This window comes from Marinoscillum sp., assembly GCF_965229915.1.
In the GTDB taxonomy this organism is placed as follows: domain Bacteria; phylum Bacteroidota; class Bacteroidia; order Cytophagales; family Cyclobacteriaceae; genus Marinoscillum.
In genome coordinates this window covers 449882-462761 of sequence record NZ_CBDDJZ010000002.1, presented here as the reverse complement: position 1 = coordinate 462761, position 12880 = coordinate 449882, and the positions used below count along the sequence as shown (strand labels likewise).

Genomic DNA, 12880 nt, shown 5'->3' with positions numbered 1-12880 from the left:
TAAAAAGGCAATGTTTCGCAGGAAACATTGCCTTTTTTAGTTTTACTCAAATGCTGAAAGATATGGATCCACTCTTGCACCACATGAACCAATACGTCACCATTGATGAATCTGGTTTTGCAGACATCAGAGACTCCTTTTCACTGCTTCATTTTGATAAAAAGGATTATTTACTGCGTGCCGGTGATGTTTGTTCCAGGTATTTTTTCGTGCTAAGTGGTTGCCTTCATATGTATTTTATTGATGAACATGGCGTGTCCAAAACAGTGCAGTTTGCTTTGGAGAACTGGTGGATCACAGACCTGCAGGCATTCAGAAAAAACGCAGAGAGTACGTTTTTCATACAAGCGGTGGAGGCTTCACACGTTATGTGCATCAACGCAGGAAGGTATGCTGAACTGTGCCAGACAAACTTAGCCTTTGCCAACTACATGAGAGAAATCAATGAAATCGGCTATGGCGCTGCTTTAAAAAGAATTCGATTGATGTTTGATGATTCTAAGGAAGAGATTTACACCCGATTCAAAGACAGCTTTCCTCAGTTCATCCAACGTGTTCCTCAGTATCTCCTGGCTTCATTTTTAGGACTTACACCTGAGTATCTGAGCAAACTTCGCGCAAAGGAAGTTTCCTAAATCGCTCTAAGTTGATTTCCGGCTCTCACGATGGAATATTCCGGTTGACTACTTAGTAATCTTGATTGTTTGGAAGGTATCCATACGTTTTTAACTTTGCGCGCTGGCCAAAATAGATGCTAATGATCAAGGTTACCTCCAAGACAGTAGAAACTATCGAAACCACCAATATTCTGACCCAATCTGCCTATTGGGCGACGATCAAGGAGAAACAGGGTTTTGAACCAAGAGGCTTTGAAGTTCGGGTGCCGGCAGTGGTTTTGGACCCTGGCAGTACTCACGATCAGGAATACGAAGAGGATCTCATTGTATTGGTTGATCAGGTATCTGAGAAGCATTCCTATGCCTATGTGCCTTATGGACCAAAACTAGAGCCCCGAGACGAAGCGCAAGGCAAATTTCTGGAGCTGCTATCGGAAGAACTTCGTGAACATCTCCCTGCAAACTGTTCGCACATCCAATACGATCTATCATGGAAGAATCAATGGGCCAACGATCAGGACTATGTCAATGCAGAAGGCGAGTTAATTGAGCACCCTAGCGTTCGTTCACAGGAATTTCGCATCAATTTCAATACCGAAAACTGGAAGCTGAGAAAGAGCAATCAGGATGCTTTGCCAAAAAGTACTTTTTTTCTGGACCTGACACTATCTGAAAAGGACTTGCTCTACAACATGCGATACAATACCCGCTACAACATACGCAGAGCTAGCAAGCAAGGCATTCAAATATCAGAACATGGACTGGAGCGGCTGGACGATTGGTATGGACTATTTGCTGAGACAGCAACCAGAAATAATTTGAATATACTAGAAAAGGAATACTTCCAATATGTACTGGAAGACCACCGATCAGAAGGAGTAGAGACAAGACTCCTGATGGCCGAGAAAGATGGTGAGCTATTGGCCGCTATGATCCTGGTCATGTCCGATCAGCGAGGTACATACCTCTATGGAGCATCTTCCAGGTCAAGAGAGCAAATCATGGCTAGCTATGCACTTCAGTGGGAAGCCATCAAACTGAGCAAACGAGCGGGATGTGTGGAATATGATTTTTTTGGTAGTGCTCCGGGACTTTTCAAGTCTCACCCGCTGTATGGAGTTCATCTGTTCAAAAAAGGTTTTGGGGGAGACCTGTATCATCGCATGGGCTGCTGGGATTATCCACTTAGAGAGAAGCATTATGAAGAAGTGAAGATTGGGAAGTTGGTAGCTGTATAGCCAAAGTACTTATCTTTCATTTCATGAAGTACTTAATCGCAGTTAGCGGAATTTTATGGTCAGTCTGCTTATTTGCACAGGAGAACATTCACGTGGTGTGTGGCAGAGCCTTTCCTGTATACTAAAAAAGCAACCCATTGCTGAGTTGCTTTTTAATGCTATCGTGTGATGAGAAGCTTACCGCTTGTTCATCTCCTTGTAATCTCTCTCGTTTTCGCCCACGTAAACCTGTCTAGGTCTACCGATTGGCTCTTTGTTTTCACGCATTTCTTTCCACTGAGCAATCCATCCTGGCAGACGTCCCAGGGCAAACATCACAGTAAACATCTCAGCAGGAATACCCAAAGCTCTGTAGATAATACCTGAGTAGAAGTCCACGTTCGGGTAGAGCTTTCTGTCTACGAAGTACTGATCTTCAAGCGCTTCTCTTTCCAATCCTTTGGCAATGTCTAGCACAGGATCATTCACGCCCAGTTTGTCCAATACGTCATCAGCAGCTTTCTTAATAATTCTAGCTCTTGGGTCGAAGTTTTTGTAGACTCTATGACCAAATCCCATCAATCGGAAAGGATCGTCTTTGTCTTTGGCTTTCTGCATCCACTTATGAGTATCACCACCATCTGCTTTGATGGCTTCCAGCATTTCTATCACTGCGGTGTTAGCACCACCATGTAGCGGTCCCCAGAGTGCATTGATTCCAGCAGAGATGGATGCGTAAAGACTAGCATGTGAGCTACCTACTATGCGAACAGTAGAGGCCGAGCAGTTCTGTTCGTGATCAGCATGGAGAATCAGAAGTTGGTCCAGAGCCTTCGTGACCACCGGGTCCACTTCGTATGGCTCTGTAGGCAATCCAAACATCATTTTCAAGAAGTTGCCACAGTAGTCCAGACTATTGTCTGGGTAGATCACTGGATGCCCCATTTGGTTTTTGTAGGACCATGCGGCAAAAGTTGGCATTTTGGCCAGGATTCTGATGATGCTCATATTTACATCATCTGCCGGTCTGTTTGGATCCAAACTCTGCGGGTAAAACGCAGTAAGTGAGGTAACCAAAGAAGATAGAACACCCATCGGGTGAGCAGTAGATGGAAAACCATCCAGTAGTTTTTTGATGTCTTCATGCACCAATGTGTGATTGGTGATGTCGGACTTAAATTTGTCAAATGTCGCAGCATTTGGAAGCTCGCCGTAGATCAGTAGGTAGGCCACTTCCAAAAAGGTAGACTTCTCTGCCAACTGCTCAATCGGATATCCACGATATCTCAAGATCCCTTGTTCACCATCCAGAAAAGTAATTGCGCTTTTAGTAGAGCCAGTGTTCTTAAAACCCGGGTCAATTGTGATCACACCAGATTCACCTCTTAGCTTACTAATATCAATCGCTTTTTCCTGTTCTGTACCCTCAATCAGAGGAAGCTCGTAGCTTTTACCATCTACTTTAATCTCGGCTGTATTCGACATCTGTTATGTTACTTTTTAAAAATTGCTAGAATTGGGTGTAAATTAATTATTTATGATGATTTAACTATTGATTTTTAAAAGTGTTGGGCCTGACTTTGATTTTAATTTCCTCCTAAAATGAGCGGAAGACCATCATCACCTCCACCAATGACTATCACTTTTGAGTTTGGTGATTGTACCAACTCTTTTGTGGCTTCAATACCTCTCATTTTGAGCAGTTCTGGCGTTAAGCTACTGTTGATGATTTTGTTGGCCGTGGCCTCACCTTCAGCAGCAATCCGCTTACGTTCGGCTTCACTTTTTTCTTTCTCCAATCGATACTGGTAAGCTTGAGCTTCTTGCTCTTGTTTTTGCTTGTTTTCGATGGAGTTTTTGATTTGTTCTGGAAGGTTAATTGACCTGATTGGCATACTTACCATTTCAATCTCATTTCCAGTCGCACCCAGGATTTCTCCAGTTTCATCCTTGATTGCGTTTTCCACTTCACCTCTTTTGGTTGAATAGATTTCTTCGGCAGTATATCTACCCATCACTCTTCTTACGGTGGACCTTACTTCTGGGATCACCAGTACAGTAATGTACTCACCTCTGAATTTTTCATGGATAATACCAATTTGATCGTATCTAGGGTGAAACCTCACCGTCACATCCACATCTATTCTCAGACCGTTTTTATCCAGTACGTTCATGGTCTCATCGATGCTCTGTTCAGCTACGTTGTAAACATACTTTTCGTTCCATGGTGCCTTCACATGCCATCCAGGACCAATGATGTTTTCCTTTTCCAACTTACCGCTGATTGTCTTGAATAGTACGGCTCTTTCTGATGCTTCTATTCGGAAAAAGATACTGCTAGAAAGCGATATAACAACAATCGCTGCAATGGCGATGACGACTATTGGAATGAGGTATTTTCTGTTGTCCATGTTGTAAGTTTTTTAGGATTAGGAGCGTAAAGTTAACAATCGGGAGGGGAAATAAATGATTATTCTATATTGATCGGCTCAATTATTGATTTTCCAAATTATTTTAGCTTTTATTGCAATCTGACCAAATAATAGTCCGGTTTATAAATCAATTTTTGATGAAATCTACGCTAAAATTATTACAGGAGACACTTGGAAAACCTTACGAAGACCTTGAGTTTCTGCTTGTTGCACTGAAAGAAATACTAATCGAGAATGGGGAAGAGGAGATGGCCAATCAGATTCCCTGGATCAAGTTCATTCCAGAGCTGGAGCATCAGGAGCTGACGGAGAAACACGTCCAGTTGTATTCTCTTGTGTTTCAGCTAGTCAATATGGTGGAAATCAATGGTGCTGTTCAAAACAGGCGATCGCTGGAAGACAAGGATCTCAGCTCTGTCAATGGGCTTTGGGCCAATAACTTCAAGAAGCTAAAAGATCAGGGCATTAGCGAAAAGGATATCGCAGTTCGCTTGAAAGATATTAGGGTAGAGCCGGTACTCACCGCTCACCCAACGGAAGCGAAACGAGCTACTGTATTGGAGCACCACAGAGAGCTTTACCTGCTACTGGTCCAGCGAGAAAACTCCATGTATACTGGCAAAGAGAAGGATAACATTCGTCACAACATCAAGCAGACCCTTTACCGGTTGTGGAAGACTGGCGAAATCTTCCTGGAAAAACCTGATGTGCCTTCTGAGCTTAGAAACATCATGCATTACCTCATCAATGTGTTTCCAGAAGTCATTCCGGTACTTGACCGTAGAATGCTTCAGGCATGGGAAGATCTTGGGTTTGATAAGCAGATCATTTATGATTTGGAGGCCTGGCCGAAGGTTTCGTTTGGTGATTGGGTAGGTGGTGACCGGGATGGTCACCCGCTGGTAACTGACGAGGTGACAGCAGAGACTCTGAAGTCTTTAAGGCTGAATGCGATTGTAGTGATTCGACGTAAGTTAATTGATCTGATCAAACACCTGAGTTTCACTGCAAGCTCTGAGACAGTGGATAAAGAACTTAAAGAACGACTACACGAGCTAAAGAATGAATTGGGTGCCAGAGGTGAAGAGGCTTACAGCAGAAATAGAGGAGAAGCGTTCCGTCAGTTCATTAACCTGGTAGTGACCAAGCTGCCTGTGGACACCAAAAGAGGACACGCTACTGAGATCATGGAGTATCCAGGCTGCTATATCAACTCCAAGGAACTCCTGGCAGACCTCAAACTTCTTCAAAAGGCTATGCTCGCCTACGGTGCTAAAACAATAGCCAGAGATGACATACATTCTGCTATCCGCGCGGTAGAGACCTTTGGCTTCTACCTGGCTAAGGTGGACGTAAGACAAAATAGTGCCTTTCATGATAAAGCGATGCAGCAGCTGTTAGAGGCCGCAGGCTTTGAAAAGACCGATTATCCAAATTGGAGTGAGGAAGAGCGGCTGGCATTTTTAAACGAAGAGCTTAAGTCCAACAGACCATTTACTCATCAAAACACCAAACTGGGCCCCAATGCAGAGGCAGTGGTGAAGTGTTACCGGGTCTTAGAGGCGCATATTGCCAAATATGACACTGCAGCAATCGGTTCGTTGATTGTCTCCATGACACGTTCAGTTTCGGACTTACTGGCGGTTTATATCCTGGCGAGAGAGGCAGGGCTAAATATTCAGACCAAGGAGGGACTGGTATGTATGCTTCCTGTTGTACCTCTTTTGGAAACCATAGAAGATCTCGAAAATGGCCCTGACATAATGAAAGGGTTTCTTTCCCATCCATTTACTCAGCGAAGCATCAAGTACATCCAGGAAAAAGATGAAACTCCAATGCCCGTGCAACAAATAATGGTCGGCTATAGTGATAGCAATAAAGATGGAGGAATTATGGCCAGCCAATGGAACCTGTTCAAAGCACAAAGCAGGTTGTACGAAACTGGTAAGCAGTTTGAGGTAAAAATCAGATTTTTCCACGGTAAAGGAGGCTCTATTAGCAGAGGAGCAGGTCCTACGCATTACTTTATCAGTGCATTGCCGCATTCGACTATAGCTGGGGATTTGAGACTCACTGAGCAAGGGGAGACCATCGCTCAGAAGTATGCAAATAAGGTCAATGCAGAGTACAACATAGAGTTGTTAGTAGCTAGCACGGCTGCTAAGGCGGTGACCAGTCACTTTACTGAACGAAAACCACATCCTCAAGCTGATGTGCTGCAGAAACTGGCAGATAAAAGTAAGAGTCACTACGAGAAACTGATGCATGAAGAAGGCTTTATTCCGTTTTTCCGTCAGGCCACTCCAATTGATGCCATAGAGACCAGTAAGATTGGCTCTCGCCCAGCCAAAAGAACAGGCGCTAACTCTCTGGAAGATCTGAGAGCTATTCCGTGGGTGTTTTCATGGAGTCAGTCCAGGTTTAACATGACCAGTTGGTATGGAATCGGGTCGGCATTGAAGGATCTCAAAGATGAAAGTCCAGAGCAGTATGAAGAGTTTAAAAAAGCACTCAAGCATGATGCTTTTATTCGTTATGTGTTGACGAATGTGGACACCAGTCTGGCAGCTACAGATGAAAAGATCATCAAGCAGTATATCTCACTGGTCAAAGAGGATGATGTTCGAGAGAAATTTGGGAAGATGTTTCTGGATGAGTTGAGCCTAACAAGGGAAATGCTCATGGATCTGTTAGAAAAGGGAATTGAAGAGCGAAGAAGAAATCACTTCTATTCGAATCAGCTACGTGCGTCACTGATGGAAACTTTGCATAAAGAACAGGTGATGTTGCTGAAAAAGTGGCGTGAAGAAAAAGCTAAAAACGATCCAGCAGCTGAAGTGACCCAGGTGCAATTGATGTTAACTATCAACGGTATTGCCTCAGCAATGCGAAATACAGGTTGATATGCTTATAGAGTACTAAAAGAAAATCCCTGGCAGGTCATGTCAGGGATTTTTTATTTAATACGTAATATCAGCTCAACAAACTTGCAGCTGCCTTTCCCAGTTTTTTATCCAATGTCCAAAGTGCCAGATTGTGCCTGATGGCAGCCGAAAGGATGTAGCAGTCAATCAGCCCAACTCCATGAGCATAGAACTTGTGCTTGTTGGATAACGCTCCAGCTTCAAGAAACAAATGCTCTTCTGAGACTTTAGGTAGGCTTTCCCAAAGCATCTCCAGCACATCACGTTCCCGTTTGTTTTTCACACCTTGAAGCAATTCCCCAAATACAGCTGAAACAGTGAAGGCTTCTTGCCTTTTGAGATAACTTTTAAGGATGTCTACCAGGTCCTGGTCATCTTTTTTAAGAAAGGAGATCCAGACAGAAGTGTCTACCAAAATCATCTTTTCCGGTTTTGATCACGAAGGCCATAAGGCTGGAAATCCTCATTGAACTGAAAAGGCTCACGATCTAGCTCTTCAAAAACCTTATCGAGCTTTTTGACTCGCAAGTACTCTTTCAAAGCGATGGTGATGCTTTCGGTGATGTTTTTACCGCCCGTGACAGACTTTACCTCATCGATGAGTGCATCATCAATAATAGCTGTAACCTTCATAATCGTATCGTTTATCGTATGAAACAAAAATACGATAAACGATACGATAAATGCAAATAATTAATCTTTAAATGGACTCAAATCCAAAGATTCCATTTGCTCTTTATATTTAGGCCATTCACTACTTAAGAAGTTGTCCACTGTGTCATTGGCTGAAGTCATTTCGTCTTTAAACTTCTTCATAAGTGCTTCTTCAGTGCTGGATGGTGAATGTAAGGCATTGGTCAGGTAGAAGTTGGCATTACCCAAATAGTTGTCAATGGTGTTTGGTTGATCTGCAGTAATTCCCTGTCGATCATCTTCTTTGCCAAAATACAAAGCCATAAAGCTATTGAGTGTGTCTTTCATGTCATTACTCAGCTTGATTTGCTCTTCAAAGCCTTTTTCATCTTTGGCTTTCATGCGTTCGGTGAGGGTCTCTACGATTTTTAGTTTCTCCTTGAGTTGCTCTACATGACCGACAGCTAACTCCTGATTGGCTTCTAAAGCTTTTATAGCGTCGTATTTAGCTTTGAGCACATCCATGCTGAGTGTACGTCTAGGGTCACCTTTAACCTCAATCGAAGCCTCTGACGATTGGTCTCCAAAGATCAGTTTCAACTGATAAGTGCCTGGCAGCACTTCCGCTCCACCTGGTTCCCGATCATTATTCAGTTCTCTTTTGGTGAGTCTGTTCACACCTTTCTCATCTAACCTCCAGTACATGCGGTTGATTCCTTTCTCTTTAGGTGCTTTTTGCTTCAGTGTTCTAATTAAGTCACCGCTGGTATTGTAGATTTCCAATGTCAGCGAATCGTAACTCACCTTATCTTCGTCTTCTTTCTCATCTTTTTTATTTTCCTCCTTTTCTTCCGATTCTGGTGCATTAACGACAAAAGAAAGCATAGCCCCACCTTCACGATTGTCTCCATTATACATCGCATCTGCACCAAATCGAGTTCCAGTCGGTTGCTGGTACATGGCTTGGTAGGCGGTTGGTGGTTCGAATAAATGAACCGTTTTGGAAAGGACCTTTCCTCCCGATGAAGCGATTGCTCTCAATGGACGAATGTCATCAATCACCCAGGCAGCCCGACCGAAGGTTCCTATCACCAGATCCTGTTCTCGGGGATGGATGACCAAATCCATGGTATTCACGGTTGGGTAATCGTTTTTCCATTTGGTCCAGGATGCCGCCCCATCAATTGAAATGTACAAGCCATCATCTGTACCCAGGTAGTAGAGTTTTGGCTCTACAGGATCTTGTAAAATGGAAAGCGTGTAGCTGGTTACATCACTCGCATCCAGGATACGCTCCCAGGTTTTACCATAATCAGTGGTACGATACGCATAAGGAGTGTAATCGAAGTTCCTGTAGTTATTAGCTACGACCAGTGCTTCTCCTGCGTTTTTGTTAGAAGCTTTTACCTGCGGGATCCAAATGAACTTGGGAAGGTTTTTGATGTTTTGGCTCACATCTGTCCAGGTGCTACCACCATCTCTTGTCAGCTGCACTTTTCCATCATCTGTAGTTGCCCAAATGACGCCTTTTTCTACTGAGCTTGGTTCAATAGCGATTACGGTACAATAATTCTCAGCACCAGTTGCATCCATGGTCAAGCCACCTGACTCGTCTTGTTTTTGCTTACTTTTGTCATTGGTGGTTAGGTCCGGAGAAATGATTTTCCAGGTTACCCCTTTGTCAGTGCTTTTGTGTACAAACTGACTGCCGAAGTAAATGGTGCTGTTGTCAAAAGGATCTTGCGCAATGGCCGAATTCCAGTTAAATCGTAGCTTTTCTTCACGATCGGGAGCAGTAGGGCGGATGTACTCATTGTACCCGGTCACTCGGTCATAGATGGCTACAAAGCCTTCCTGGGACATACTATACCCGTAACGACTGTTGTCTGGATCGGGAATCACATCAAACCCATCACCAAACGAAATCTCTTGCCAATAGCTGTTGCGAATGCCTTGTGCTTTCCATACATAGGCAGGACCAGCCCACGAGCCATTGTCTTGCATGCCACCGTATACATTGTATGGATATTCATTATCTACTGCTATGTGGTAAAACTGAGCAACTGGAATATTCTCAACGAATCTCCAGGTTTGTCCTCGGTCTCTTGAGATATTCAGACCACCGTCGTTTCCTTCTATCAGGTAATTGGGGTCTTCTGGATGTACCCAAAACGCATGATGATCAGGGTGTACACCATTAGAAGTGCCATATGCAGGCATGAGTTGATCAAAGGATTTACCGCCATCGTTGCTCACGTTCACATAGGTAAATACAGAGTACAATCGATTCTCATTTGCCGGGTCTACAAATAGGTCACTGTAGTAGAATGGTCTATTACCTATCTCTGATTTATCGCTGACCATGGACCACTTAAATCCACCATCAGTACTTTTATACAAAGCATTCTTTTTCGATTCAATCAGCGCATATATGATATCTGGATTGCTGGGAGCGATCGCCAGTCCCATTCTACCCAGATTACCTTTTGGAAGACCATCTTCATCTGTTCTTTTCACCCAGTTTTCACCACCATCGTGCGTGATGTACATTCCAGAACCTTCTCCACCTGAGGTAAAGAACCATGGCTGACGATAGTGCTCCCACATCGCCACAATTAGTTTGTTTGGATTGTTTGGATCCATCACCAGGTCAGCAGCTCCCGTTTTGTCATTTACATAAAGTATTTTATTCCAGGTCTTTCCTCCATCGGTGGTTTTGAAAACTCCACGTTCGGAGTGAATACCCCAGGGAGAGCCAATAGCTGCCACATATACTGTGTTGGGATTCATTGGGTCTACGATGATTCGATGGATGTGACGTGTCTTTTCCAGACCCATTTTATTCCAGGTCTTTCCAGCATCCAAAGATTTGTAAATGCCGTCTCCACCATTGAGGGAGTTTCGAGGGTTTCCTTCTCCAGTTCCCACCCAAATTACTGATGGGTTGGATTGCTGTATAGCCACGGCACCAATGGAAGCGGTCGTCTGGTCATCAAAAATTGGTTTCCAGGCGATACCGCCACTTTCTGATTTCCATAATCCTCCAGAAGCAGTACCGACATAAATAACTTCAGGACGAGAATTCACTGCGTCTATAGTTGTCACACGACCTGCCATTCCAGCGGGCCCAATACTTCTCGGTTTTATTCCTTTGATAAGGTCCATGTCCAGTTTTTGACCGATAGTCAACGCAGGGATGGAAATGAGTAATGTTAGTAGTATTCTACGCATAAGGGGTTTGTTAGTGTGTAATAAACTTACAGAATAATCTGCATTGACTTGAGTCCATTTACATAACTGGAAGAATGGCCGGATAAACAATACAGCCGGCTCATATTGCTTATTTATAAGCTATTGATAGCCTGATCAATAGGAGTGTTACCAGTGAGTACTTCCAATGATTTTTTGTAGGTGCTGGCATTGCCTATACTCTTTTCAATAACTGTAGCCACATCTGTGCGAGGTATTTCCCTATTGGTTTGGTCAATTTCATCACCAATCAAGATGTTGTTGCTGCCGTCTTCATCAGTTAGCTTACCCGGTTTCAGAATCGTATAGTTTAAAGAAGTTTGCATGAGGTGCTTATCCGCATCAGCTTTGGCTTCATAGTAGTGTTTCATGCTTTCAGGCCATTTTTCAGGCGAATAATCCGCACCAAGCGCACTGACCATGATGAATTGATCCATGTTATTTTTAACAGCGAGATCAATGGCCTTTTTTGCGCCCAATCGATCAACCAGGTGGGTTTTGTCTGGTCCGGTATGTCCTCCAGAGCCAGCAGTAAATACGACCGCATTGATGCCGTCGTATGCATGTTCGAACTCAGATTCTAAATCGGCTACCACGGTATCAATGTTCATGGTTTCAAATTGAGATACCTGACCTTTTTTTCGAACCATCGCTACTGGGTGATGATTACTTGATTTGAGTTTTTTAGCCAATTTCTGACCTATCTTACCATTTGCGCCTATGATTAGTACTTTCATTTTAATTACCTTTTGGTTCTATAGGTAGTACTGATAAGTATCCAAATCGTTTGTCGTGGAGTGGACCAAAGTGCTTATTTTTAATTGATTGAGGTAACACAAGCTATAAGATGAGGGTAAATTGGTGAAAACGCTATTGCTGTGAAAAACTCAATCATTTGTATCATCTCCATCCTAGCCACATCCTGTATTGGGACGGATTACCTGGATGATCCTAAAGATCCAGCCATACTCACCAATGTAACCTCTGCTAGTCTAGAAATAGGAGGGACATTTCAGGTGGAGGCCACGTATTATTACAATATGTGGGTGGCTGATGAAAGTGCCGTGTTATTTTGGCGAAGCAACAACCCTGACGTAGCAACTGTGGATCAGAATGGTTTGGTCACAGGAACGGGCAAAGGTCAAACACAAATCGTGATTATTTATCCTGAAGAAGATACGGTGCGTGTTGGTATTACAGTAGTCACTGATTTCAATGATGTGGCGGAAGTCCTCATCGCATCTTCTACCAGTTCAATAGATGTAGGTGGTACTACTCAACTATCACTGGAAGTGTACAACCTGGCCGGTGATCCTTATGCCGGTACAGGAGACACGCTGTGGAGTGTAAGTGATGCGAGCGTAGCTAGTATTACGCAAGAAGGTCTACTCACAGGTTTGTCTGATGGTCAGGTGAATGTAACTGCCAGTGTAGATGGGGTTTTGAGCGAACCCTTACCGATCATGGTTGGCATGCAGGCACGTACAGGCACTTTTCAGGGTGTTGGAAGTTATCAGGCAATAGGAACATGCATCCTGGAGGTGGCCGATAATGATGATCTGACCCTCACTTTTAGTGACAATTTCACCACCAGCTTTGCATTGGGTACTTTCGTCTATTTAGCCAATACGACCGATGGAGCTGCTGTAAGAGCGCAAGGAGTGGAGCTCGGTGAAATCACGTCTAATGGAGCCAAGTTTTTTAATGTCAGTGAAATCGATGCAAGTATAGAGTTAGACGATTACCGCTATGTGATTATCCTCTGTAAACCTGCCAGTATCACTTTTGGATATGCTGACCTCAACTAA

Annotated in this window: 10 protein-coding genes; 4 read left to right on the top strand and 6 right to left on the bottom strand. The window is 43.6% G+C overall.

Annotated elements, in window-relative coordinates; genetic code table 11:
- Positions 1–62: 62 nt before the first annotated feature.
- Together ACO067_RS24110 and ACO067_RS24105 are read left to right on the top strand one after the other, a co-directional pair.
- Positions 63–635: a Crp/Fnr family transcriptional regulator gene (locus tag ACO067_RS24110; RefSeq protein WP_421879577.1), complete on the top strand. Its 573-nt coding sequence runs from the start codon at positions 63–65 to the stop codon at positions 633–635.
- 122 nt (positions 636–757) lie between these two features.
- The gene (locus ACO067_RS24105; RefSeq protein WP_421879575.1) at positions 758–1855 is read left to right on the top strand and encodes a lipid II:glycine glycyltransferase FemX; all 1098 of its coding nucleotides are present in this window, start codon (positions 758–760) and stop codon (positions 1853–1855) included.
- 177 nt (positions 1856–2032) lie between these two features.
- On the opposite strand, the gene ACO067_RS24100 is transcribed toward ACO067_RS24105, so the two are convergent.
- Entirely contained in the window at positions 2033–3319 is a 1287-nt protein-coding gene (locus ACO067_RS24100) for a citrate synthase (protein ID WP_421879573.1), read from the bottom strand.
- Between the two features lie 101 nt (positions 3320–3420).
- On the bottom strand, positions 3421–4245 hold the full coding sequence (locus ACO067_RS24095) for a prohibitin family protein (protein ID WP_421879570.1): 825 nt from the start codon (positions 4243–4245) through the stop codon (positions 3421–3423).
- A 158-nt stretch (positions 4246–4403) separates the two neighbouring features.
- On the opposite strand from ACO067_RS24095, the gene ACO067_RS24090 reads away from it, so the two are divergent.
- A complete protein-coding gene (locus tag ACO067_RS24090) occupies positions 4404–7169 on the top strand; it encodes a phosphoenolpyruvate carboxylase (protein ID WP_421879566.1) in 2766 nt (921 codons plus the stop codon).
- Positions 7170–7239: 70 nt separating this feature from the next.
- On the opposite strand, the gene ACO067_RS24085 is transcribed toward ACO067_RS24090, so the two are convergent.
- From ACO067_RS24085 to ACO067_RS24070, 4 genes are all read right to left on the bottom strand, one after another.
- Complete coding sequence (locus ACO067_RS24085) at positions 7240–7611, bottom strand: PIN domain-containing protein (RefSeq protein WP_421879563.1); 372 nt, start codon at positions 7609–7611, stop codon at positions 7240–7242.
- A complete protein-coding gene (locus ACO067_RS24080; protein ID WP_421879560.1) occupies positions 7608–7823 on the bottom strand; it encodes a type II toxin-antitoxin system VapB family antitoxin in 216 nt (71 codons plus the stop codon). Before ACO067_RS24080 ends, ACO067_RS24085 begins: the two co-directional genes overlap by 4 nt.
- Before the next feature lie 60 nt (positions 7824–7883).
- Entirely contained in the window at positions 7884–11054 is a 3171-nt protein-coding gene (locus ACO067_RS24075; protein WP_421879557.1) for a WD40/YVTN/BNR-like repeat-containing protein, read from the bottom strand.
- Between the two features lie 113 nt (positions 11055–11167).
- Positions 11168–11809, bottom strand: a complete 642-nt coding sequence (locus ACO067_RS24070) for an SDR family oxidoreductase (RefSeq protein ID WP_421879554.1) — start codon at positions 11807–11809, stop codon at positions 11168–11170.
- Positions 11810–11950: 141 nt separating this feature from the next.
- Between ACO067_RS24070 and ACO067_RS24065 the strand changes: the two genes are divergently transcribed.
- Complete coding sequence (locus tag ACO067_RS24065; RefSeq protein ID WP_421879551.1) at positions 11951–12880, top strand: DM13 domain-containing protein; 930 nt, start codon at positions 11951–11953, stop codon at positions 12878–12880.

Excerpts from the sequence above, each read along its gene's own strand:
- ACO067_RS24100 (WP_421879573.1), bottom strand. The coding sequence starts at position 3,319 with ATGTCGAATACAGCCGAGATTAAAGTAGATGGTAAAAGCTACGAGCTT.
- ACO067_RS24090 (WP_421879566.1), top strand. The coding sequence starts at position 4,404 with ATGAAATCTACGCTAAAATTATTACAGGAGACACTTGGAAAACCTTAC.
- ACO067_RS24110 (WP_421879577.1), top strand. The coding sequence starts at position 63 with ATGGATCCACTCTTGCACCACATGAACCAATACGTCACCATTGATGAA.
- ACO067_RS24085 (WP_421879563.1), bottom strand. The coding sequence starts at position 7,611 with ATGATTTTGGTAGACACTTCTGTCTGGATCTCCTTTCTTAAAAAAGAT.
- ACO067_RS24075 (WP_421879557.1), bottom strand. The coding sequence starts at position 11,054 with ATGCGTAGAATACTACTAACATTACTCATTTCCATCCCTGCGTTGACT.
- ACO067_RS24080 (WP_421879560.1), bottom strand. The coding sequence starts at position 7,823 with ATGAAGGTTACAGCTATTATTGATGATGCACTCATCGATGAGGTAAAG.
- ACO067_RS24095 (WP_421879570.1), bottom strand. The coding sequence starts at position 4,245 with ATGGACAACAGAAAATACCTCATTCCAATAGTCGTCATCGCCATTGCA.
- ACO067_RS24070 (WP_421879554.1), bottom strand. The coding sequence starts at position 11,809 with ATGAAAGTACTAATCATAGGCGCAAATGGTAAGATAGGTCAGAAATTG.
- ACO067_RS24105 (WP_421879575.1), top strand. The coding sequence starts at position 758 with ATGATCAAGGTTACCTCCAAGACAGTAGAAACTATCGAAACCACCAAT.